Source organism: Methylobacter arcticus (assembly GCF_050917435.1).
Taxonomy (GTDB): Bacteria; Pseudomonadota; Gammaproteobacteria; order Methylococcales; family Methylomonadaceae; genus Methylobacter_A; species Methylobacter_A titanis.
Genome location: NZ_CP159583.1, coordinates 3,644,633 through 3,668,181, shown reverse-complemented (window position 1 = coordinate 3,668,181; position 23,549 = coordinate 3,644,633). Strand labels below are relative to the sequence as shown.

Annotated in this window: 25 protein-coding genes; 17 read left to right on the top strand and 8 right to left on the bottom strand. The window is 49.8% G+C overall.

Features of this window, described 5'->3' with window-relative positions; translation table 11 throughout:
• Window positions 1-7: 7 nt before the first annotated feature.
• The 5 genes from ahcY (at window position 8) to ABXJ76_RS17515 (ending at window position 5,569) form a co-directional block, all read left to right on the top strand.
• Window positions 8-1,300 carry an adenosylhomocysteinase gene (gene ahcY, locus ABXJ76_RS17535; RefSeq protein ID WP_432742421.1) on the top strand — a complete coding sequence of 431 codons (1,293 nt, stop codon included), beginning with the start codon at window positions 8-10 and terminating at the stop codon, window positions 1,298-1,300.
• A 162-nt stretch (window positions 1,301-1,462) separates the two neighbouring features.
• Window positions 1,463-2,305 carry a methylenetetrahydrofolate reductase [NAD(P)H] gene (gene metF / locus ABXJ76_RS17530; RefSeq protein ID WP_432742419.1) on the top strand — a complete coding sequence of 281 codons (843 nt, stop codon included), beginning with the start codon at window positions 1,463-1,465 and terminating at the stop codon, window positions 2,303-2,305.
• 218 nt (window positions 2,306-2,523) lie between these two features.
• Window positions 2,524-3,882, top strand: a complete 1,359-nt coding sequence (locus ABXJ76_RS17525) for an adenosylmethionine--8-amino-7-oxononanoate transaminase (protein WP_432742417.1) — start codon at window positions 2,524-2,526, stop codon at window positions 3,880-3,882.
• A 2-nt stretch (window positions 3,883-3,884) separates the two neighbouring features.
• On the top strand, window positions 3,885-4,664 hold the full coding sequence (locus ABXJ76_RS17520) for a 16S rRNA (uracil(1498)-N(3))-methyltransferase (protein WP_432742415.1): 780 nt from the start codon (window positions 3,885-3,887) through the stop codon (window positions 4,662-4,664).
• 2 nt (window positions 4,665-4,666) lie between these two features.
• On the top strand, window positions 4,667-5,569 hold the full coding sequence (locus ABXJ76_RS17515; protein WP_432742413.1) for a CPBP family intramembrane glutamic endopeptidase: 903 nt from the start codon (window positions 4,667-4,669) through the stop codon (window positions 5,567-5,569).
• Here the strand turns inward: ABXJ76_RS17515 and ABXJ76_RS17510 are convergent.
• The gene (locus tag ABXJ76_RS17510) at window positions 5,559-6,041 is read right to left on the bottom strand and encodes a YajQ family cyclic di-GMP-binding protein (RefSeq protein ID WP_432746565.1); all 483 of its coding nucleotides are present in this window, start codon (window positions 6,039-6,041) and stop codon (window positions 5,559-5,561) included. The genes ABXJ76_RS17515 and ABXJ76_RS17510 overlap by 11 nt on opposite strands.
• A 183-nt stretch (window positions 6,042-6,224) precedes the next feature.
• Complete coding sequence (locus ABXJ76_RS17505) at window positions 6,225-7,466, bottom strand: multifunctional CCA addition/repair protein (RefSeq protein WP_432742411.1); 1,242 nt, start codon at window positions 7,464-7,466, stop codon at window positions 6,225-6,227.
• Window positions 7,467-7,569: 103 nt separating this feature from the next.
• On the opposite strand from ABXJ76_RS17505, the gene ABXJ76_RS17500 reads away from it, so the two are divergent.
• From ABXJ76_RS17500 to ABXJ76_RS17480, 5 genes are all read left to right on the top strand, one after another.
• Window positions 7,570-8,361, top strand: a complete 792-nt coding sequence (locus ABXJ76_RS17500; RefSeq protein WP_432742409.1) for a sulfite exporter TauE/SafE family protein — start codon at window positions 7,570-7,572, stop codon at window positions 8,359-8,361.
• Between the two features lie 89 nt (window positions 8,362-8,450).
• Entirely contained in the window at window positions 8,451-9,359 is a 909-nt protein-coding gene (rdgC, locus tag ABXJ76_RS17495; protein WP_432742407.1) for a recombination-associated protein RdgC, read from the top strand.
• Between the two features lie 132 nt (window positions 9,360-9,491).
• Window positions 9,492-9,956 carry a peroxiredoxin gene (locus ABXJ76_RS17490; protein WP_432742405.1) on the top strand — a complete coding sequence of 155 codons (465 nt, stop codon included), beginning with the start codon at window positions 9,492-9,494 and terminating at the stop codon, window positions 9,954-9,956.
• A 3-nt stretch (window positions 9,957-9,959) separates the two neighbouring features.
• Window positions 9,960-10,334: a VOC family protein gene (locus tag ABXJ76_RS17485; protein ID WP_432742403.1), complete on the top strand. Its 375-nt coding sequence runs from the start codon at window positions 9,960-9,962 to the stop codon at window positions 10,332-10,334.
• A gap of 160 nt (window positions 10,335-10,494) precedes the next feature.
• Window positions 10,495-10,857, top strand: coding sequence for a VanZ family protein (locus ABXJ76_RS17480; protein WP_432742401.1), 363 nt, complete (start codon window positions 10,495-10,497; stop codon window positions 10,855-10,857).
• 77 nt (window positions 10,858-10,934) lie between these two features.
• Here the strand turns inward: ABXJ76_RS17480 and ABXJ76_RS17475 are convergent, their stop codons facing one another.
• Entirely contained in the window at window positions 10,935-11,552 is a 618-nt protein-coding gene (locus tag ABXJ76_RS17475; protein ID WP_432742399.1) for a uracil-DNA glycosylase family protein, read from the bottom strand.
• Window positions 11,553-11,564: 12 nt separating this feature from the next.
• Window positions 11,565-12,329 carry an exodeoxyribonuclease III gene (locus ABXJ76_RS17470; protein ID WP_432742397.1) on the bottom strand — a complete coding sequence of 255 codons (765 nt, stop codon included), beginning with the start codon at window positions 12,327-12,329 and terminating at the stop codon, window positions 11,565-11,567.
• 133 nt (window positions 12,330-12,462) lie between these two features.
• Between ABXJ76_RS17470 and ABXJ76_RS17465 the strand changes: the two genes are divergently transcribed.
• The 7 genes from ABXJ76_RS17465 (at window position 12,463) to glgC (ending at window position 18,153) form a co-directional block, all read left to right on the top strand.
• Complete coding sequence (locus ABXJ76_RS17465) at window positions 12,463-12,882, top strand: PstS family phosphate ABC transporter substrate-binding protein (RefSeq protein WP_432742395.1); 420 nt, start codon at window positions 12,463-12,465, stop codon at window positions 12,880-12,882.
• Between the two features lie 782 nt (window positions 12,883-13,664).
• Window positions 13,665-14,012: a metalloregulator ArsR/SmtB family transcription factor gene (locus tag ABXJ76_RS17460; RefSeq protein ID WP_432742393.1), complete on the top strand. Its 348-nt coding sequence runs from the start codon at window positions 13,665-13,667 to the stop codon at window positions 14,010-14,012.
• A gap of 53 nt (window positions 14,013-14,065) precedes the next feature.
• A complete protein-coding gene (locus ABXJ76_RS17455; RefSeq protein ID WP_432742391.1) occupies window positions 14,066-14,557 on the top strand; it encodes an ArsI/CadI family heavy metal resistance metalloenzyme in 492 nt (163 codons plus the stop codon).
• 3 nt (window positions 14,558-14,560) lie between these two features.
• Window positions 14,561-14,767, top strand: coding sequence for a thioredoxin family protein (locus ABXJ76_RS17450; RefSeq protein WP_432742390.1), 207 nt, complete (start codon window positions 14,561-14,563; stop codon window positions 14,765-14,767).
• Between the two features lie 13 nt (window positions 14,768-14,780).
• Complete coding sequence (locus ABXJ76_RS17445) at window positions 14,781-15,260, top strand: arsenate reductase ArsC (protein ID WP_432742388.1); 480 nt, start codon at window positions 14,781-14,783, stop codon at window positions 15,258-15,260.
• Between the two features lie 15 nt (window positions 15,261-15,275).
• A complete protein-coding gene (gene arsB, locus ABXJ76_RS17440; RefSeq protein WP_432742386.1) occupies window positions 15,276-16,490 on the top strand; it encodes an ACR3 family arsenite efflux transporter in 1,215 nt (404 codons plus the stop codon).
• Window positions 16,491-16,905: 415 nt separating this feature from the next.
• Window positions 16,906-18,153: a glucose-1-phosphate adenylyltransferase gene (glgC, locus tag ABXJ76_RS17435; RefSeq protein ID WP_432742384.1), complete on the top strand. Its 1,248-nt coding sequence runs from the start codon at window positions 16,906-16,908 to the stop codon at window positions 18,151-18,153.
• A 48-nt stretch (window positions 18,154-18,201) separates the two neighbouring features.
• Here glgC and ABXJ76_RS17430 read toward each other — a convergent pair whose 3' ends face one another.
• Genes ABXJ76_RS17430 through ABXJ76_RS17415 form a run of 4 tightly spaced genes read right to left on the bottom strand, consistent with a single transcriptional unit; the run spans window position 18,202 to window position 23,469 of the window.
• A complete protein-coding gene (locus ABXJ76_RS17430; RefSeq protein ID WP_432742383.1) occupies window positions 18,202-19,701 on the bottom strand; it encodes a phytoene desaturase family protein in 1,500 nt (499 codons plus the stop codon).
• 44 nt (window positions 19,702-19,745) lie between these two features.
• Window positions 19,746-21,341 (bottom strand): aldehyde dehydrogenase family protein, encoded by a 1,596-nt coding sequence (locus tag ABXJ76_RS17425; RefSeq protein WP_432742381.1) that lies wholly within the window; start codon window positions 21,339-21,341, stop codon window positions 19,746-19,748.
• Window positions 21,338-22,843, bottom strand: a complete 1,506-nt coding sequence (locus ABXJ76_RS17420; RefSeq protein ID WP_432742379.1) for a phytoene desaturase family protein — start codon at window positions 22,841-22,843, stop codon at window positions 21,338-21,340. Before ABXJ76_RS17420 ends, ABXJ76_RS17425 begins: the two co-directional genes overlap by 4 nt.
• 53 nt (window positions 22,844-22,896) lie before the next feature.
• A complete protein-coding gene (locus tag ABXJ76_RS17415; protein WP_432742377.1) occupies window positions 22,897-23,469 on the bottom strand; it encodes a methyltransferase family protein in 573 nt (190 codons plus the stop codon).
• Window positions 23,470-23,549: the final 80 nt, after the last annotated feature.

Here is a 23,549-nt window from a genome sequence, read left to right as displayed (position 1 = left end):
AAATATAATGAGCCAAGCAGATTATAAAATTGCCGATATTACTTTAGCCTCATGGGGCCGTAAAGAAATTAATATCGCCGAAACTGAAATGCCGGGATTGATGGCATTGCGTGAAGAATTCGGCGCAGCACAGCCCTTAAAAGGCGCGCGTATTGCCGGTTGTTTGCACATGACTATTCAGACAGCGGTATTAATTGAAACCCTGACTGCATTGGGCGCAACTGTGCGTTGGTCTTCCTGCAACATTTTTTCTACCCAAGACCATGCCGCGGCGGCAATGGCGGCGGCTGGAATTCCTGTTTTTGCCTGGAAAGGCGAAACCGAAGTAGAAGCCGAATGGTGTATCGCCCAAACCATTGACGGCGTTGATGGCTGGCGTCCGAACATGATCCTGGATGATGGCGGCGACTTGACCGTTATGATGCATGACAAATATCCTGATTTAATGGCCGATATTAAAGGCTTGTCCGAAGAAACCACTACCGGCGTATTGCGTCTGTATGAAATGGTCGCCAAAGGTACGTTAAAAGTTCCTGCATTTAATGTGAACGATTCGGTCACAAAATCAAAATTCGATAACCTGTACGGTTGCCGCGAATCCCTGGTTGACGGCATTAAGCGCGCCACCGACGTGATGATTGCCGGTAAAATCGCCGTCGTTTGCGGTTACGGCGATGTCGGCAAAGGCTGCGCACAGTCTTTACGCGGCTTGGGGGCAACGGTATTGATTACCGAAATCGACCCGATTTGCGCACTGCAAGCGGCGATGGAAGGTTACCGCGTAGTCACCATGGAAGATGCGGCACCTCTGGCTAATATTTTTGTGACCGCGACCGGCAACTTTAATATTATTACTCATCAACACATGGTTGCGATGAGAGATCAGGCGATTGTTTGCAACATCGGCCATTTCGATGCGGAAATTGAAATTTCCTCATTGCGTCAATATACCTGGGAAAATATCAAGCCCCAAGTGGATCATGTGATTTTCCCTGACGGCAAACGCCTGATCATTTTGGCGGAAGGCCGTCTGGTTAATTTGGGCTGCGGTACCGGGCATCCAAGTTTTGTGATGTCTAATTCATTTTGCAACCAGGTTCTGGCGCAAATGGAGCTTTGGGCAAATGCGGCGCAGTATGAAAACAAAGTTTATATCCTGCCTAAGAAACTCGATGAAAAGGTCGCAAGATCGCATCTGAAACAATTGGGCGTGAATTTGACGGTCTTAACCGATGCGCAAGCCAAGTACATCAATGTTCCGGTTGAAGGCCCGTTTAAAGCCGATCATTATCGTTATTGATTAATCATCGTTCCCTATAGTCACTGTCACTGATTTTATAGTGTGGGCGCGAATTTATTCGCGCTTTTTAACTCACTGCGCGAATAAATTCGCGCCCACAGCGGTATCGACAAAAACCGTGGGAACGATACAGTATAGATTCCCGTCAGTGAGACCCAAAAAATGCAATCACAAAAAACACATCCCCAATTATTCAGTTTTGAATTTTACCCGCCAAAAACCGAAGAAGGCGCGGCAAACTTGCAGCTTGTCCATAGCAAACTGGCCAAACTCAATCCCGATTTTTTTTCCGTTACCTTCGGCGCAGGGGGCTCGACCCGCGATAAAACTTTCACTACGGTCATCGATATTCAAGCCAAAGGTATCGCCGCCGCCCCGCATTTATCCTGTGTTGCCTCAACCAAAGCCAATATTCGCGCGATACTGAAAGACTATCAGGATCATGGTATTAGTAAAATTGTCGCGTTAAGAGGCGATTTGCCTTCCGGCATGATGTCAGCCGGAGAATTTCGCTATGCCAATGAACTGGTCGAGTTTATTCGCCAGGAAACCGGCGATCATTTCCAGATTCATGTTGCCGCCTATCCAGAAATACATCCGCAAGCCGCCAGCGGCGCGGAAGATTTTAAAAACTTCAAGCGTAAAGTCGCTGCGGGTGCCGATGCGGTCATCACTCAATATTTTTACAATGCCGAAGCGTATTTTTATTTTGTCGATGCCTGTGAGAAAAGCGGCATAACGATTCCTATCGTGCCCGGCATTATGCCGATTACCCAATATACGCAATTGTTCCGCTTTTCAGAAATGTGCGGCGCGGACATTCCTCGCTGGCTGCGCAAACGCCTGGAAAGCTTTGGCGATGATAGGGAATCTGTACAAGCATTCGGCCTGGAGGTGGTCAGCGAACTTTGTCGGCGTTTGCTGGATGGCGGCGCGCCGGGCTTGCATTTTTATACGATGAATCAGGCCGCGCCTACCTTGGCGATTTTGGAGAACCTGAAATAACTTCTGATACCCCACAGGTGGCATCAGAACCCAACTGCTTAAGTGCGAAATACCGATAAACAGGCGATTAAAAGTATTATATTCACCACTAAGACACGAAGGAAAAATATAAACTTCGCGTCCCTCGTGTCTTCGTGGTGAATAACAGAACCGGATATGCAGGGTACATTCTTTACCGGATATCGCCTAAGGGCTCAGCTTTCATTTAACCTTTCACCATGTCGCCTGTGTCTAATCAATCCCTTTCCAATCGAGATCTTTCCGTTTTGTGGCATCCGTGCACACAAATGAAAGATCATGAAACTTTCCCGATTATTCCGATCAAAAAAGGCCAGGGTATTTGGCTGGAAGACTTTGACGGCAATCGCTATCTTGATGCGATTAGTTCGTGGTGGGTGAATCTATTCGGACACGCTAATCCCATCATCAATGCGGCATTAAAAGACCAGCTCGATACCCTGGAGCATGTGATTTTTGCCGGATTCACCCATGAGTCGGCCGTCAAGCTGGCAGAAAAACTGGTCGAAATAACGCCGGAAGGGCTGAACCGTTGTTTTTATGCCGATAATGGCTCTTCTGCGGTAGAAGTCTCGCTGAAGATGAGTTTTCATTATTGGCGCAACCTTGGACAAATTCAAAAAACCAGATTCATCACGCTGGAAAACAGTTATCACGGCGAAACCTTGGGTGCGCTGGCCGTCGGCAATGTGCCGCTGTATAAAGAAACCTACGCGCCGTTATTAATGGACGTGATCACCGTGCCCGGTCCGGACTGTTATCAGTGTGAACCCGGCGAATCCTGGGCGGATTATTCCACCCGCCGTTTTGCCTTGATGGAGCAGACACTGCAACAACACAGCGATACGGTTTGCGCGGTCATCATCGAGCCATTGGTGCAATGCGCCGGTAATATGCGCATGTATGATCCGGTCTATTTAACCTTGCTCCGAGCAGCCTGCGATAAATACCATGTACACTTAATCGCCGATGAAATTGCGGTTGGTTTCGGACGCACCGGAACTTTATTTGCCTGTGAACAGGCGGCAATCAGCCCCGATTTTATCTGTTTGTCCAAAGGCTTGACCGGCGGCTATTTACCGTTGTCGGCGGTATTGACCACCGATCAGGTGTATCAGGCTTTTTATGCGGATTATCAGAACATGAGTGCTTTTTTGCACTCCCATAGTTATACCGGAAACGCGCTGGCTTGCCGGGCAGGGTTAGCGACGATAGAGATTTTTCAGCGCCATAACATCATTGAAAAAAACAAATTCTTGGCTGATAGCATGGCGAAAGTGGCGGCACGTTTTCATGACCATCCCAATGTCGCCGAAGTCCGGCAAACCGGCATGATCCTGGCGATTGAAATGGTCAAAAACAAACACACCCGCGAACCTTATCCCTGGCAGGAACGGCGCGGGCTTAGAGTCTATCAATACGCACTGTCCAAAGGTGTCTTATTGCGGCCCTTGGGCAACGTCATTTACTTCATGCCGCCCTACATTGCGACCGAGGATGAGCTTTTGTTAATCGCCGAGGTCGCTTGGCAAGGCATACAACAGGCGGTTAAGGACTGATTATGCGAGTTTCCCGATTATATACACCCGCGCCCCTGGTTACAGGCAAACTGATCGAACTGGATGATGACAACGGCCATTATGTCAGAACCGTGTTGCGACTGAAAAAAGACGCCGAAGTCATTTTATTTAACGGTCAGGGCGGCGAATATTTGTGTACGGTTAGCGAGGTCAGCCGGAAAGCCGTGCTGGTTGCCGTTGAACAATGGATTGACCGTAGCGTGGAATCGCCGTTGCAGGTCATCCTGGGGCTGGGTATCTCACGAGGCGACCGAATGGATTTGACCGTACAAAAAGCCGTGGAATTAGGCGTCAATCAGATCACGCCGTTATTAACCGAGCGTTGCCTGGTGCAATTTAAAGGCGAAAAAAAGCCGCAGCGTTTGTTGCATTGGCAAAAAATCGTTCAACATGCGGCCGAACAAAGCGGCAGAACCAGCTTGCCTGCCTTGCCGGAAGTTGAGCTGCTACAAAACTGGGTAGGCAAGCAACAGGGGCTAAAGGTGTTTCTCGACCCTTATGCAGAAACCACATTAACCGAGTTAAAACCCGAAACGATGAAAGCCTGTCCTGAGCGCAGTCGAAGGGTGACCTTGCTTACCGGCCCCGAAGGCGGTTTTTCCGATCAGGAACGGGAGCTGGCGAAAGTTTCCGGCTTTATCCCGGTCCGTTTAGGCGCTCGCATATTAAGAACCGAAACCGCATCGATTGCCGCCTTAGCCGCCGTACAGCTGTTATGGGGCGATTTTGGCCGGGTGCCTAATCCGGAAATGGGAAGTTAATGATGAAAAAATACCTTATTTATTCAATAGTGCCCATGCTGGTATTGCTGACAGTGACGTCAATCGCCTGTCTGCTAGGCTATTTGATCGCGCTGGGACTGGATGATCAGTCGATGTTACGAAAACTGATTATTCGCTTGACGCAAATATGTCTGCTGTTGAGCATTTTTCCGGCAATGGCTTATCTGAACTTTAAAAAAGAGGACTTAGGATATACCGCAAGCTCGATTTTTTTAAAACAGTTACCGCAAGGATTAGGGCTGGGATTGCTGACCTTGCTGCCGGTATTTATTATTCTGTATGCTCTGGGAGTCAATATTATTGATCAGCCGCAGCAATGGACAATCGGTTTCCTGGCTAAAAAAACAGGGCTTTCATTGTTGCTGGCGCTGTTAATTGCAGTGGTCGAAGAATCCGTTTTTAGAGGAATGCTGTTGGCCGGTTTAAAAAACAAGCTGCCGACGATTGCCGCCATTGTAATCAGCTCAGCTTATTTTGCAGCGCTGCATTTTCTGGATAGCAAAACCGAAATACCCGCGCAGGAATTTACTGTATTCAGCGGCTTTATCTTATTGGGTAACGCATTTATCAATGTGCTGAATCCGCAAAATCTATCGGCATTTCTTTCCTTGTTGGTGGTCGGTATTTTTCTTGCGGTGCTGAGGACGCAGGTAAAGGAAAGTCTGGGCTTATGTATCGGCTGCCATGCCGGTTGGGTGTGGCAAATAAAAATGAACGGCAGCCTGTTCAATACCGATTTTAGCTCGGAATATCTTTATCTGGTCAGCAGTTATAATCATGTTGTCGGGCCTTTAGTCACAGGATGGCTCAGCCTCGCCATCGTCGGCTATTTTGTGTATAAAAAGGTTCGGGGTAAGGTTATCGGGCTTGACCCTAGTCTCTGAAATTATCAAACTGCAACGGCATTTCCAGTTTTTCCTCTCTGAGCATCTTAATCACTTCCTGCAAGTCATCCCGATTTTTACCGGTCACCCTGACCTGATCGCCCTGAATAGCCGCCTGGACTTTCAGTTTTTTATCCTTAATCAATTTGACGATTTTCTTGGCCAGCACCGAATCCAGGCCCTGCTTCATGATGATTTCCTGGCGTACCGATTTACCGCCGGGCTTGGGATCGCCAACTTCCATGCAGGCAATATCGACGCCGCGTCGACTGAGTTTTGAGCAGACCACACTGAACATTTGCTGTAACTGAAACGTCGATTCGGAGGCCATAATCAGTTTATCGTCGGTCAATTCAAAGCTGGAGTCCGTGCCTTTAAAATCAAAGCGCGTGGTCACTTCTTTATTGGCTTGGTCGACGGCGTTTTTAATCTCGTGCTTGTCGAATTCGGAAATTATGTCGAAAGTAGGCATGGTTATCATTAAGAAATAAGGTAAAAAGAAAGGTAGCTACTCAGTCATCAATATAATAATAGAACGCAGATAACTCGAAAAAAATCTTATTCGATCTTAATGATCAGCGTCATCTGCGTTCCATTTTTTTAGCTACTGGGTAATTACAAAGAAATTTTACTATAAGGGTATTTAAAGCATTATTCAACTTTCAGCCGGCGCTGATTCGGCTTTAATAAACTCGGCGACGGCCTTAATGCGCAAGCGGCGTATCGCCTCGCCGATATGCGAACCTTTAAGTTCGCCATTCAGGATAGACGAGGTGTCAACGGATGCCGCGGCCTTGGCTGCGCCGCTCAGCAGTTCGGCCTGAGGGTAGGGCGTATTTTCAAATCCGGTTCTGCCTTTGGCATCGGCCTCGCAAGCTTGCAAAAATTCAGACAATTTATGCCTAGGCTTATAGGCTCCCAGAGCGGCCAGCATATCGGTTATTGTTGAGGCGCGTAGTTCAAAAGCCCGGTGACAATGCGTATGGTATTGCATCACCTGCATAGCCAAGGTTTTAAACGAATTCGGCACACGCAAACGCATGCATAGCTGTTCCAGAATCCGCAGCCCCTGGGTTTCATGCCCGTAATGATGAGGCCAATTAGTACGGGGCGTTACGCCCTTGCCCAGATCGTGGACTAGCGCCGCAAACCGGACTTCGGGGCTAGATGACAACAGCGCCGCCTGCTCCAAACAGAGCATCACATGAATGCCGGTATCGATTTCCGGATGATAGTGTTCCGGCTGCGGCACACCAAATAAGCACTGTATTTCCGGGAAGATTTTATCCAGTGCCGCGCAAGCTTTTAAGGTATAGAAAAAAGCGCTGGGCGATTTCTCATTCAGTGCCTTAAACAGTTCTGCCCAGACCCGCTCGGGAACCAGGTGATCCACTTCCCCTGCGGTCACCATCGACTGCATCAAACTTCGGGTTTCTTCGGCCAGCGTAAAACCCAAATGCCCGTAGCGGGCGGCAAAGCGGGCGATACGCAGAATCCGCACCGGATCTTCGGCAAAGGCTGGTGAAATATGCCGGAAAATGCGTTTCTCAAGATCGATCTGACCGCCGTAAGGATCGATGAGCCGGCCTTCCGGCGTCATTGCCATCGCATTGATGGTCAGATCGCGGCGAATCAAATCCTGTTCCAGACTGACATCGGGGGCTGCGTGTATGGTGAAACCTTTATAGCCGGGTGCGGTTTTTCGCTCGGTTCTGGCCAGTGCATATTCTTCATGCGTTTTCGGGTGTAAAAACACCGGGAAATCTTTGCCCACCGGCCTGTAGCCATGCTTCACCATGGATTCCGGGGTTTCGCCCAGCACCACCCAGTCCCGCTCCTTGACCGGAAGCCCTAGTAATTTATCGCGCACCGCACCGCCGACAAGGTATATTTCCACAGAGTCTCTCAGTCGTTTAAAAGTGCGCCTAGAATAGCACAGCCGTAGGCAAAAAAAGGCATAATGCCGACACAGGCAATCAGCACATTATCAGGAGAATCAAGTGATCGTCATTTTTTTAGCCAGTATTTTATTGGGCGCGGCAGGAGGATTAATGGCCGGACTTTTCGGAATAGGCGGCGGCCTGATTATTGTGCCGGTATTAGCCCTATTATTTGCGGCGCAAGGATTCCCCTCGGAACTGATCATGATCATGTCGGTGGCAACCTCACTGGCGACCATTATTTTTACCTCTATCTCTTCGGTGCTGGCACACCATCGCTTGAATGCCGTCTTGTGGAATAGAATACTGGCCCTGGGGCCTGGGATCATGATCGGTGCAGCTGTCGGGGCCGTCATCGCGGATCATCTGTCCAGCGGCGTATTGCGGGTTATATTTATCATCTATCTGCTAGGCGTGGGCATACAAATGGCTTTACAGCTAAAACCCAAACCCGGACAGCAGCAACCTTCCAAAACCTTGGATTTAGCTGCATCCGGCATAATGGGGCTGGTGTCGTCATTACTGGGAATAGGCGGGGGCACGCTTACAGTGCCTTTTTTAGTCCATTTTCAAATGCCGATGCGCAATGCCGTAGCCGTGGCCAGCGCCTGCGGTTTGCCGATAGCCGTAGTCGGAACGATAGGCTATGCGATATTGGGCAAGGATGCGTTGCAGCTGCCGGACTGGAGTTTGGGTTATATCTATATGCCCTCCTTTTTGGGCATAGTGCTGCCCAGCATGTATACCGCGCCGATAGGCGCAAAGCTGGCTCACAAACTGCCTGCGGAAAAATTAAAACGCTATTTCTCGCTGCTGCTGTTTGTGATGGCGGCCAAGTTGATCTGGTTTTGAACACCGGTTGCCATAAAATTTACTTTATTTTTATCCCGCCAAATTTGCGATAATGCACAATCATTTTACTGACAAGGGTTCCGTTGCACATGTGGTTTAAAAATCTAAGTATTTTCCGTCTTACTGAAGAATTCACTTTGGCTCCAGAAGACCTGGAACTCAAACTTGAACAAATGGCTTTTCGTCCTTGCGGCAGTCATGAAGAATTTACTTTCGGTTGGGCTTCACCGTTGGGCAAGTCGTCCGATCAGCTGGTGCATAGCGCGAACGGTTTTTTAATGCTGTGCGGAAAAAAAGAAGAAAGAGTCCTGCCTGCGTCTGTCGTCAATGAAATGATGCAGGAAAAAATTGTTGAAACCGAAGAACAACAAGGGCGTAAATTAGCCAAAAAAGAACGCGACGCGATCAAGGATGAACTTATCTTTGAGTTATTGCCCAGAGCCTTCACCTTCTCGAACAAGACTTACGCCTATATCGACCCTAAAGGCGGCTGGCTGGTAGTCGATGCGGCTTCTGCCAAAAAAGCCGAAGATTTGCTGAGCAATTTGCGCAAATGCTTAGGCTCGCTGCCGGCTGTTCCGCTCAATACCCTCGAAAAACCGGTTAAAGTTATGACCGAGTGGCTGATCAACCATCAGGCGCCGGACGACATCACTATTGAAGACGAATGTGAATTGCGTTCACCGGAAGAAGAAGGCGGTATTATCCGTTGTAAACGCCATGACCTGAGTCTGCCTGAAATTAAAAACCATCTGGATACCGGCAAAGAAGTCATCAAGTTGGCGCTGAATTGGTCAGACCGTCTTTCTTTCATTCTCGATGAGAATCTGGCCGTTAAGCGCCTGAAGTTTCTTGATCTGATTCAGGATCAGGCATCCGATATGAATACCGACTCCGAAGCCGAGCAATTCGATGTCGATTTTTCGATTATGTCGTTGGAACTGGCAAACTTCCTGCCGCGATTGCTGGAGTTATTCGGCGGCGAGCATAAAGCGTAAGCTTCTGCCGACAAACTCGCCACCGTCGCCGCTCAAAAAGACCAGCGCGATGTGCGAGAGGGTAGCTTGCAGTGAAGCTTTGATGCGCTTACACTGCAAGATCATATTTTAACTGTCCGTGAGGAACTTCCCATGTTAGAAAAACACCAACAAGCCCCCCAGTTCAGCTCAAAAAATCAATTTAATGAATCGGTTAATTTGTCTGATTACCTCGGGAAAAACAACGTAGTCTTGTATTTCTATCCCAAAGACGACACCCCGGGCTGCACCATAGAAGCCAACCAATTTACCCAGCTAGCCGGAGAATTTGCCAAAGCGGATACCGTGGTTATCGGTGTGAGCAAGGACTCCTGCGCCAGCCATGCTGATTTTATTAACAAATTCGATTTGAAACTGGATTTACTGGCGGATGTCGATGGCGAACTCTGCGAGAGCTACGGCGTATGGCAGGAGCGGGAAAAAAATGGCGTAAAAAGCATGGCTATGCTTCGCTCCACGTTCATTATCGACAAGCAAGGCGTATTGGTTGAAGCAGCCTATGGCGTCACGCCTGAAGGTCATGCTCAAGAAATATTGGAAAAAGTGAAAATCTTGTAAGCAATGACAAACTTTAATTTCACTATCCATCATGCCAGCCTTATTGTTGCCGATACGGCAGAATCGCTGAAATTTTACTGCGATGTTTTCGGCATGCAACAGGTCGACAGGCCTGATCTGGGCTTTCCCGGCGCGTGGTTGCAGTTAGGGGCTCAGCAGATACATTTATTGGAACTGAAAAATTTCGATCCGACAACCGGTCGCCCCGAACATGGCGGCCGTGATCGGCATATCGCCTTAAGTGTGCAGGAATTGGCACCGGTTAAGGCGGTGCTGGACAAAAACGGTATCGCCTACACCTTGAGCAAATCAGGACGAAAAGCATTATTTTGTCGCGACCCGGACGGCAATGCGCTGGAGATTCTTCAGCAACTATAAATGACAAATCACCGAAACAACCCCCTATTTAACATTAAATAGGGATTTGATCAGCAGTTCTCATTATGGAAATACATTGCAACATAAAATCCCTAAAAATTAGGGTTAACTTTTTAACGTTGTTAAATCATAACCTTATGCGAGAGGCAATTGCTATCCTATGACAATAACGTATATTTATCGATTTGGCTTTATTATATTTTTTCTGTGTTTGGTTCTGGCGTTGTTTATAGGTGGTTCACAGCCGGAAGCCGTCGGTTTGTTTGAGCCCCCTGTTGATAAGCTGGTACATTTTTTCTACTTTGCGACCTTCACTTTCCTTATAGTAATGAGTGATATTATGCCACTCAAATATGCCGCTATGTTGACAGTTGCGTTGGGCGCGGTAGATGAGTTACACCAAATGGTACTACCGGGGCGCTCACCCGGTTTTGATGATTGGCTGGCGGATAGTTTTGGCGCTGTTATCGTTGTCTGCATTTTTTCCATCGTCAGAAAGCAGCAAATAGCTAGGGCTATATAGATTGATCAAAAGAATGAGCTTGAACTTTGTAACACTAAATAAAATATTCGCTTAATCTTAACGCCACTGCACTATTGCTAACGTGCTTTGCAAATTTGTTGCCAGGCCGGATGGTGCTGCAGGGTTGTCAATGCCGATTCCAGCAGCGCGTAACCCTGTTCGGTCCGGTGCCAGGTCGACGCGCCGGACGGATGGGGTAGCGGTATCGCTTCTGTGTGGTGGCCGTGAAAAGTAATAGGGTGAAGTTTACCTATCACATCGTTGAGTCTATTGACCGGCATCAATTGGCCAATCGCCAGTTTGCCGATCGGCAGAATCAGATCGGGTTTAAGCAAATCGATTTCCGCTTGCAGCCAGCCCGCGCAATTACCGATTTCGGCCGGACTCGGCACACGATCGCCGCCCTTGGGTTTTTTCCCCGGAAAACAGCGACACACCGCAGCCATGTAAACACGCTGCCGAAAAGCCTCTTCATCAAGCCCAATGCGCTCAAACCATTTGAACAGGGTTTTACCGGCTGTCCAGGCAAAGGGTTTGCCAAAGCCCCCTTCCTTATCGCCAGGCGCTTGACCGATCAATAAAATCGGCGACAATACCGGATTTCCGCTTACAACCGGGCCGATCATCGCGGGGCATTTAGTGCAATTCGACAATGCAGCGCGGTGGTCGCGCATAATTTGTTCGCGTGTAGGCATGCTTAAGAACCCTCAAAAATCGATGTCGATGCCGACCGGACAATGATCGGATCCGGTAATGCCCGGCAGAATAAAGGCCTGCTTGACTTTATCGACCAGCGCTTTGCTGGTCAGCATATAATCGATCCGCCAACCGACGTTTCTTGCCCTTGCCCCGGCGCGGTAACTCCACCAGCTATAGGCGACGGTATCGGGATGGAAATGCCGGAAGGTGTCGACCAGTCCGGCGTCGAGAAAACCGCTGAAACCATCAATTTCGACCTGGGTATAACCGGCCGATTTATTGTAATTCGGTTTCGGACGGGCGATATCGATTGCCCGATGCGCGACATTGAAATCGCCGCAGACGATCAGCGGTTTTTTGCTTTGCAGTTGCTGACAATAGGCTAGAAATTCGAGATCCCAGCCTTGCCGATAATCCAGGCGGGCCAATTCTGCGCCCGAATTGGGCACATAGACGTTGAGCAGAAAAAACTGCTCGAATTCGGCGACGATCACGCGACCTTCAAGGTCGTGCTCGGCAATGCCGATGTCGTTAATGATTTGCAGCGGCTCTTGTCGCGATAGGATCGTAACGCCGGAATAGCCCTTACGTTCGGCGCAGTTGGAATAAATGTGATAGCCGTGGATTCCTTCAAGTGCCTTATCGATCTGGTCGGCTTGCGCCTTGGTTTCCTGCAGCAGAATGCAGTCGGCATCAAGCCGTGCGAGCGTATCGGCAAAGCCTTTGCTTTGTATCGAGCGAATGCCGTTGACATTCCAGGAAATTATTTTCATGCGATGATTCGGTCCGATGTGTTAGACGTTAAGTCTTAAATAGTGAAAATGCGGTTGAGCGCTATTTTAACCTTCTGCTTATTGGTCAACCAGGCGTTTTCGGATTGATTGATAAATCCATTTAAGAATTAATATGAAATTATCGTTTAAACAAACATCGCTGGTTTTGGCCCTAGGGGCAATGTCGTTGGCGCCTCTAGGCAGCCAAGCGGACAAGTTGACGGTTGACTCGAGTCTTTCCGCCTATCAAACCGCCATCGGTTATTCCGGTCTCGGTTATTCGACTTCCGGTGTCAGAATACTGCCATTAGCCCCAAAAGGCAGCACCGATTACGTCGAACCGACGGCTGAAAATGCGCTGAAGGGCACTTATCCGTTGACTCGTTATTTGTTCGTCTATGTAAACAAGAAGCCTAATCAGGCGTTGCCGCAGCCCGAAAGGGAATTCCTGAAAATGGTGTTATCCAAGGAAGGTCAGGAAATCGTGATCAAGGGCGGTTATATTCCTCTGCCTGCAGACGTGGCCGAAAAATACTTGAACGAGCTCAAGTAACAGGCACTTGTGCCCGTATCCACAATAACGTGCCGGGTCCATAAGTTGTGCTAAATAAGCTCAGGAATAAATCTGACGAAACCTATAGAAAATGCACTGCGTTAGTACATTCAAATCGTATCAATGCATATCTTTGGTGCAAGTATGAACGATAAAAGCAACTAAAAAATACTGAGTCATTGAAAAATAAGAACATTAATTGTTGGCACTGTTAATGCTTTATATTTTATAGGCATATCATCTTATCAAATTTCTTCACTGGTCTGAAACCTCGACCTTCAGAGGGATTATTTGAGTTTGACAACGATGCACTGGCATCGTTATCCTTTTTGGTAACCTCCTCGTTCACGGGGAGGAACAATCCACCGACCTCTATCCGTCGGCGGGCGTCATTCGACGGATGAGGTCGAATGTGGATTGAAACATTGTTGCTCTCCTGAGCTGGTCCTTTTGGCGTCCTATTTTCTCGACTAGGGCGCTTTTTTTTGCCTCGCGATCTCGCCAATTTAAGAAAACACGAGGCACTCAAGATTATGACGAATGATCTTGTCTGTTAATTTAGGGTATCCCAGCTTCACCGGTCTTTGTCCAGACAAAGCGCCGTTATTTCCGATGACCTGATGGCAAGGAATAGCCACGGGAAAAGAATCAGCATCCAGCCAAAATCCGCGCCGACTTAGGCGCACCAATCCGATTAGCGAAATCAGGAAGACTGAAACAAGTTGAATAGTTAACTATTCTTATATATGATTATGCATATATTTATAACCGAGTTAAAAATAATGTCTCCGGCTCAATTTTTTAAATGCTTGTCCGATGAAACGCGCCTGCGTTGCGTTGCGTTACTGCAGAAGCAGGGTAAGCTTTGTGTCTGCGAATTAACGGCGGCGCTGGATTTGTCTCAGCCTAAAATTTCCAGACATTTAGCGTTGCTGCGTCAATGCGGTTTATTGCTGGACAGTCGTGAGGGTCAATGGGTTTTCTATCAAATCAACCCGAAACTGCCTGACTGGGCTTTTCCGATACTGGCAAACGCCTTAACGGCTATTGAAATAACCGGCCAGTTTCAAAACGATTTGGAACGTTTGCATCACATGGAAAACCGGCCTGAAATGGCAGCTTGTGGCTGATTTTTTAGCGCCAATATATTCACTTATTCGCATATCACTTTATAGGTATTAACATGAAAAGACTTCACATTCACCTTGCGGTAGAAAACCTCGAACAGAACATTCATTTTTACAGTACGCTGTTCGGCTGCGAACCTACCGTACAGCATGACGATTATGCAAAATGGATGTTGGACGATCCACGAGTGAATTTTGCGATTTCCAATCGTAGCGCCAAACTCGGCCTTGATCACCTGGGTATTCAGGCCGAGGACGATCAGGAGTTGCAGACGATCAAACAGCGTCTGGACGCCACGCAACAGCCTATCGAAACTCAGGAACAGGCGGCTTGCTGCTATATGCGTTCCGACAAATACTGGATTACCGATCCGCAAGGCATTGCCTGGGAGTCGTTTCATTCGTTGACCGAAGTGCCCACCTTTAACGATAAAAAAGCCCTGTCCGACGGCGAAAATCCGTTTGCCTGCCGTCCTGCCGAGGAGACAACAACGGCCTGCTGTCCTACAGCCGGGAAGACAGCTTCATCGTGCTGCGGCGACGTGTAAAAAATGTATAGGTTGTTAACGGCAAATGCCGAAGCGGCTGCCAAAGAGCTGGGCATAGACTACGAGATCGAGAAAATTACCGATATTGGCAGAATAACCGACATGGGCGTGATGATGACGCCCGCGCTGGCCATTAACGATACCGCGGTGCTTTCCGGCAAAACCTCGTCGCCCGGGGAAATCAAGACGATCCTAAAAAACCTTCAATGATAAGGAATCCACGATGTTAACTGTATTTGTGATTTGTACCGGCAACTCCTGCCGCAGTGTGATAGGGGAAGCCTTATTCAACCATCTGGGGCAAGGCCGTATTCAAGCCTTTTCGGCCGGCAGTCATCCGCTCGGCAGAATCAACCAAGGCGCCTTGGCTACCCTGAAGCATCATGGTTTGCCGACGGAAGGTTATCAAAGCCAGTTCTGGGAGGCATTTGAACACCAGCCGATGGATATTGTCATTACCGTCTGCGACAACGCTGCCGGTGAAACCTGCCCGGTTTATTTGACCAAGGCGGTTCGGGCGCATTGGGGCGTATCGGACCCTGGGCATGCGGAAGGTAGCGAGGAAGAAAAAATTGCCGCATTTGAACAGACCTACCGGACATTGGAACTACGCATTAACGCAATGCTGGCTCTGCCATTGGAAACGATGCCGCCCGAAGAATTGACCGCCGAGCTCAACGCCATCGGCACATTGACGGCTTAAGCCAGCGAGGACAGCATGACTGAAAATAAACATGACATGGGTTATTTTGAGCGTTATCTGACGCTGTGGGTGGGCTTGTGTATCGTCATTGGCATTCTGCTCGGGGCTTATGCGCCGCAATTTGCCAGGACGCTCGACGGCATGAGCATCGATGTCAACGGCGCTCCGGTGGTATCGATCCCGATCGCCGTCTGCCTGTTCTTCATGATGTACCCGATCATGGCGAAGATTGATTTCGCCGAGGTCGTCAAGGCCGGTAAAAGCATCAAGCCGGTGACGCTGACCTTGATCGTCAACTGGGCGATCAAGCCCTTCACGATGTACGGCATCGCTTATCTTTTTTTAGGCGTGCTGTTTCAGCAATTGATCGGCGTTGATGCGGTCGATCTGGTCAAAATGCCGTTCGGTCTGGATTTGCCGCTCGGTAGCGGCTATGGCTCCGGCACAGTAGTCATGCACGAAGGCGTCAAAATGCTGGAGGTGCCGTTATGGCGCAGCTATCTGGCCGGTTGTATCCTGTTGGGCGTGGCGCCATGTACCGCGATGGTGCTGGTCTGGGGTTATTTGGCCGGAGGCAATGCCGGCCATACCCTGGTCATGGTTGCGATCAATTCGCTGGCGATGCTGTTTTTGTACGGCTTGATCGGCGGCTTTTTGCTCGGCGTCGGGCAATTGCCGGTGCCCTGGGAAGCCTTGTTATTGTCGATCAGTATTTATGTCGCGTTGCCGTTATTCGCAGGCTATTTTTCGCGGAAATGGATCGTCGCCCATAAAGGTCTGATCTGGTTCGAACAGAAATTTTTGCATCTGCTGACCCCGATTACGATTATTGCATTGCTGCTGACCTTGGTGTTGCTATTTTCCTTTAAGGGCGACGTGATCACCGCCAATCCGTTGACGATTGTATGGATTGCGATACCGCTGGCGATACAGACCCTATTGATTTTTGCGATGACCTATGTGGCCGCCAAATTTTGGGGATTTTCCTATGAAAATGCCGCGCCGGCGGCGATGATCGGCGCGTCCAATCATTTCGAAGTCGCGATTGCCACGTCGGTGATGCTGTTCGGTTTGTCGTCGGGCGCTGCGCTGGCAACCGTCGTCGGCGTATTGATCGAAGTGCCTTTAATGTTGGCTTTGGTGGGTTTTTGCAAGCGGACAAAGCATTGGTTTCCCCGTGCAGCGATTTCGACAGATCAAGATCGGTCCGCTGATATTCCCGATAAATAAAAGTCATGTAGATATAAGGGTGGGCAACGTTTTTCTGCCCACGGGCACAACGCATAAGCTGTCAAATCGCGCCCACGCAAACCATCCAATCCTTCATCGGCTTGGGTGGTTTTTTTAGGGGTGTCATTCCGGTTTTTTGGCGGTTTGCTGAGCAAGCGTCACTCTGCACTGCTCTAGTGCAGAGTGGCAGTCGAAAATACTATTTTGGTTCAATTTTTCAGAATATCCAGGCTTGCGATTGTTGAGTCATTGTTACAAAAGCATGGCCGTCATGGGCTAGCAATAGCCGAGTTTTACAGTCAATTATTGGCATAAATAATGCTGATTCTTTATTGTCGCGGTAAATGAATCGACTGGGCTGCCTCAATCCAGCAGGAAAGCCTGATGCTTATCGATCGAATTGACGAGGTGACTGATGCTCGATAAAACCATAACTATCATTCTTGCCGGCGGTGTGGGTTCGCGGCTGCATCCGCTGACGGCCGACCGGGCCAAGCCGGCGGTGCCATTCGGCGGTAATTACCGAATCATCGACTTTACGCTGACGAACTGCCTCCACTCCGGATTGCGACGTGTGCTGGTGCTGACGCAATACAAGTCGCACTCATTGCAAAAGCATTTGCGCGATGGCTGGTCCATCTTCAATCCGGAAATCTCCGAATACATCACGCCGGTGCCGCCACAGATGCGAACCGGCGAATCCTGGTACTCCGGCACAGCCGATGCCATCCGCCAAAATCTGTACCTGCTTGAGCGCAGCAATGCCAACACCGTGCTGATTTTGTCGGGAGACCATATCTATCGGATGGATTATGCCGCCATGCTCCAGTTTCACCGTGACCAGGGAGCGGAGCTGACGATTGCCTGCATGCCGGTGCCGCTCGCCAGTGCCAGCTCTTTTGGTATCATGTCAGTGGATGACGCCTATCGAATTCGCGAGTTCCACGAAAAGCCGAAAAATCCAAAGCCCATGCCGGACGAACCGCACCGTGCACTGGCATCAATGGGTATCTACATTTTCAACATGGATCTGATCTGTCGCGAATTGCAAGCCGACTCCGATTTCGCCGCATCAAGCCATGATTTCGGCAAGGACATTATTCCGCGTCTGATCGAAACCTATTGTGTATGCGCATACCGGTTCGGCGGAAAAACGGGACGCGTCACCCCGGATCAATACTGGCGCGATGTCGGTACGATAGATTCGTATTACGCCGCGAACATGGATCTACTGGCTCAGGTTCCGCCGCTGAACCTGTATCAGTCCGACTGGCCCATCCGCACCTACCATGGACAAAACCCGCCGGCTCGGATGGCCCCCGGAGCTCTCGGACACGAAGGGCAACTGCTCAATTCGCTACTCGGCAGCGGGACGGTTGTCTCCGGCGGTACGGTCAGGCATTCGATCCTGTTCTCCCAAGTCCAGGTCGATGAAACTGCCGTAGTCGAAGATTCGATCTTATTTGACGGGGTACATGTCGGAACGGGTGCGCAGTTGAAACGCTGCATCGTCGACAAAAACGTGCAGATACCGCCTGGCGAGCGGATTGGCTTTGACGCCACCGCCGATGCAGTCCGCTTCACTGTCTCGGAATCCGGCATCACCGTCATTCCGAAGGACTACCATTTTCCGACTGTAGCGCAAAACCCGGCGAGGATGTAAGGCGCTTTTTGATCTATAGGTGCAAGGCAAAAGACGAAAGCTATTTTTTCACTCTTTGCCCAGATCAGCCAGGATTTTATCCCGCACTAACTGCCCGGATAAGGTCACCATCGGCATGCCGCCGCCCGGATTGACACTGCCGCCGACAAAATACAGGTTTTTTAATACCTTGCTGCGCTGGGCATTTTTAAAGCCTAGATTCTTAAACCGGTCGGCAACAACGCCGTAAATAGAACCTTGATTGGAATAATAGCGCTGTTGTATATCAACCGGCGTCCAGGTTTCTTCACAGACGATATGTTGGCGTAAATCGGTCAAACCCATCCGTTCCAGTTTAAGCAACACCCGCTCGCGCATCGCCGCGTAATCTTCCGGCTGTAGCGGATGCTCAGGATCAAGATGCGGAATATGCGGCAAAATTTTAATGATTTCGCAACCGGCAGGCGCTTGCTCAGGGTCGGATTTGCACGGAGCGACCAGATAAATAGTCGGGTCTTCCGATAAGCGGTGCTGGTGAAATATCGCCTTAAAATGCTCGCGCGGATGAGCGGAATAAAAGAAATTATGATGCGCCAGTTGCGGGTAAATTTTATCGACACCCAGATGCAACACCAGTCCAGAACAACTCGGCGCAAATTTTTCTAGCCGCCGGATTTCTTTATCCTGACCGGTAAAAAGCTTTTGATAAGCCGGTATCAGTTCCATATTAGAGACGATAATATCGGCGGCAATCACGCTATCATCGGCCAAGCGCACCGCAGTCGCGCGTCCGGCATGATGCTGGATTTCCGCGACTTCGGCATTAACCCGGATAGTCACCCCCAACTCAAGCGCCAGCTTTTGCAAGCCTTGCGCCATGCCGTACATGCCGCCTTTGACGTACCACAGGCCATAACCGAACTGGATATACGGCAGTAAATTCATTAATGCCGGCGCATCATACGGCGAAGAACCCACGTATTTAATAAAGTAATTCAGCACATCGACCAGCTTCGGGTCTTTGATAAAACGCCTGACACCCTGATCCATAGAGCGGAATACATCAAATTCCTGCAAACTTTTTACCGGGCCATAATGCCGGAGCAATTCCCAGAATGAATCCAGGCCTTGGGCAAAATAACCTTCCTCGGTTACTGCGCACAGCCTTTTCGAATAGGCCAAAAACTGCTCGAACTCCTTGGCGGTATTCGGGCCAAGCCGGTCCAGCTGCTGCTTCATCCGCGCCGAGTCTGAACTTAAATCCAGGGTGCTGCCATCTTCAAAGAAGTTGCGCCAATGCGGTTCGACGCTTTCTATGCTGACGTAATCGTCCATGTTTTTACCGGCGCGCTCAAACAGCTTGCGGAAAATATGCGGCATAGTCAGGATCGACGGGCCTAAATCAAAGCTAAAACCGTCTTTTTCCAGCACATTCAGCTTGCCGCCGACTTTGTCGTTTTTCTCCAGCAAATCGACGCTAAAGCCTTCGGTTGCCAGTGAAATGGCGGCAGACAGGCCGCCCAGTCCGGCACCGATAACGACGACATGGGGTTTATTGTTGTTGTTCATTCAATCCTCTCATTGTAGAAAGCGTAAGCCTGAGTTTATCCCGCTCAGCCGACAGATTTTTTAACTATCAAAATCAGTAAATTATGCCAGTGCTGGCGCAAGTTCAACGACGCATAGCCTCGAAACGCCTGCAATGCCCGCCAATTCCTGGCAATTCTTTGAGGTAACAAACCGCTGCCGAACATGAAATCAATAAAGCCGCGTATTTCAAGGTAGCGGCTGTCCGAATACGGAAACCAGTTGGGTTCGTCGCTTAGACGACTGCGGCTGGTCAATCCGGCGACGGTGTAGGTAAATTGACGCAAGCCTTCGGCGCCGTGATAGCGGCCAAAACCGCTGTTTTTAACGCCGCCGAACGGCAAGCCGGCATGACCGATATTTTTGATCACATCATTGACCGCCCAGTTGCCGACCTGTAATTGTCTGGCGACGCGTTCGGCTTTATTGATGTCCCGGCTCCAAACACTGGCGTTCAGGCCGTAATCGCTGTCGTTAGCCAAGTCTACGGCGTGTTGTTCCGAGTCGAACGCCATCACCGGCAACAGCGGCCCGAACGTTTCTTCACGCATAATGCGCATGTCATGGGTCACATTCCATAACACCGCCGGATGCAAATAACGGCCTTCTAAACGCAACGGCGATGAGGCTTGCGCGCCTTTGGCCAGCGCATCCTGGTAGTGGGCTTCGATGACGGCGAATTGCTTCAATGTGGTCAGTCCGCCTAAATCGCCGATGGCGTCATGACCGACGGTGACATTAGCCGCCGCGTCTTTTAGCATGCCGACAAATTCCAAGTAACAACCGGCTTCAACATAACAGCGTTCGACCGCTACACAGACTTGCCCGCTATTGCTGAACGCGCCATACATAGCCGCTTTCGCCGCCCGTTCCAGATGGGCATCGGCGAACACCAGCATCGCATCCTTGCCGCCCAGTTCCAGAATCACCGGTATCGGATGTTGCGCGGCCCTTGCCATCACCGCCCGACCTGCGCTTACCCCGCCGGTAAAAAAAACCAAATCGGGTCGGGCATCGATTAATTGCTCTCCGGCTGCCGCCAAGCCGATGACCTGCTGCACCAGTCCCTCGGGCAAGGCCAGACGCGCCAGTAAGTGCATGATCAGTTCGCCGACCGGCAGGCTCAGTTCGGACATTTTAACAATACCGGCATTACCGCTAATCAACGCGGTCAATAACGGGCTTAAGGTCAGTTGAAACGGAAAATTCCACGGTGAAATAATCGCCGCCACGCCATAAGCGCGGCGTTCAATCTCGGCGCTGGCTTGTGGAAATAGCAGCGGCGGGGTCTGCACCGGACACGGAGCAAGCACGTGTCCGGCATTTTTTTGGTAATAGCGCAACAGGGCCAGCACCGGATAGATTTCACCGAGCAGGACTTCGGTTTTTACCTTGCCGGTCGCGGCCATAATCACGTCGGTGATGTGGTCAATCTCAGCCAGAATGACGCTTTCTAATGGCGCCAACTGCTTAACGCGTTGCTTGACATCGGTTTGTGCCCAGACAGCGGCGACACGCCTGGCGCTGGCGATTGCCGCGCTGATCTCTGCGCTGCTGCTGATCGGATAGTTTTTTAATGGCTGTTCATTGAGCGCCGAGATAGCGCTTAGCTGACCGGTCATGAAGCCAAGCCAAAACTGACCCCATGCTTGCGGCAAATCAATTTCGCAGAAATATGCGCCGATTCGTAAATGGTCGGCAAGCCGCTGCCCGGATGGGTGCCGCCGCCAACCAGATAACACTGGCCAAGTTCCTGAAACCGGTTGTGCGGCCGCCAGTACAGCAGTTGGCTGAATTTATGCGATAAACTGAAGGTCGCGCCTTTGAATACATGCTCGTCAGTTTCCCACGTCTGGGGGGTGATGATTTTTTCGCATTCGATATGCTCGCGAATACCGGTTAAATTCAGCCGCGTTTCCAGCGTATCCAGCACTTGCTCGCGCATGTCGGCACAGACGGTTTGCCAGTCAATATGGCTGTCGTTATTGGGCATAGGCACCAACACATACAGTGCCGATTTTCCGGCAGGCGCCAGGGTTTCATCACTGACACAGGCGTTTTGCACATAAAACGAGAAATCTTTGCTCAGGATTTTGTTATGGAAAATATTGCTGATGTTGGTGCTGTAGTCATCGGCAAAAGCGATGCTGTGATGCGGCAAATCGTAGCAGGTGTCCAACCCCAGATACAGCATAAACGTCGAGCATGAATACTCCAGATTTTTGACTTTCTCCGGGCTGTACTGCTTTAATTCAGTCGGCTTGACCAGATGGGTCATCGCGTAGGCAAAGTCGGCATTGACGATGACTTCATCGGCGATAATCTCGCTGCCGTCGTGCAAACGCACGCCTGTTACCACCTTGTTTTTAATCATCAGCGATTCAACCGCCGTGCCGGTATGAATAAGCCCGCCCTGCTCGGTGATGACTTTCGCCATCGCGGCGGCAATTTTATTCAGGCCGCCTTTGACATGGTAAATGCCGTATTCATGCTCCAGATAAGACAGCATGGTAAATAGCGCCGGACAATCCCAGGGCGACATGCCTAAGTATTTGGATTGGAAAGAAAATACCAGGCGCATTTTCTCTTCGTTAAAGTACTTGCCCAAATTGGAAAAGACGCTGTGATTGAGCGCAAGACTCGGCAAAGCGCGTAGCAAGTCCAGCGAAAAAAAGGCTTTCAGGCTGCTGTAATCGCGCTTAATGCACGGATAAAGTTTTTCGAAGCGTTTACCTTCCTGCTGCAAATAAAAATCATAGCCTGCGCTGCCTTCAGCAAAGGCCTCGGTCAATTCGGCGCGCATTTTATCGCGGTCGGAAAAGACATTGACGGCGCGGTCGGAAAACAACAAGCGATACATCGGATCGAGTTTGATGAAGTCCAGATAATCGGCACTGTTTTTGCCGCATAACTCGAACATTTCATCGAGTACATGTTTCATCAACAAAAAGGTAGGGCCGGTATCGAAGACGAATTTACCGAGGCGAATGGGGCGATTGCGTCCGCCGACTTCGGCATTTTTATCGAAAATAGTGACGTTAAAGCCGCGTCGGCTCAATAGCATTCCTGCGCACAGGCCGCCGGGTCCGGCACCGATGATGACAATATGTTTTTTTTCAGGCATGGGTAGGGTTTTTTAAGGTTTAACGGGTGGGGTTAGTATAGAGCTAAAAAATCTTAATAAAGCCAGGGAATCAGCTTCTGGGTGCGATGACAGTAAGCACCGTAGACTTGGCCGAAATGCTCGATGAGTCCCTGTTCTTCAACGAGAATGCGCTGATTTAACACATAAGTCAGCGGGCACAGCAGCAACGCTATCGCCAATAGATCGCCCATGGCCAGTCCCGCCGCAAAAAAACTGATTAGCAGCCCGGTATACGCCGGATGACGAATGACATGATAAGGGCCGTAGTCGATCAAAACATGCCGAGACTGCGTCATTGCCGTGGTACTGAAAAAACGTCCCAGACTGGCGACCGCATAAAAGCGTAATCCCAGACCGATAGCCAACAAGACCAGTGCGATAGCCTGACGCGGGAGATAAGCCATCGGCAACACCGCCAGATGCAGTTGTTTAACCCCCAAGGCCAAGATCAGCGAGGCGATGACAACCAGCCAAATCAACTGTTCCGAACGGTATTTTTGCCGGTCTGGGCGGTTGCAAGGCACGCGGGTTTTATAAACGATAGCCATTTCCAGCATCGCCCAACTGCTACCGAGCAGCAGCCAAAGTTGTTGTATAGAAGTCATTCTTGTGTGTCAGCGGTTAAAATCAGTGCGTGGTAGAATCTACCCTCTTTTTTGGATAACGCCAATTATAAACGCTTCTT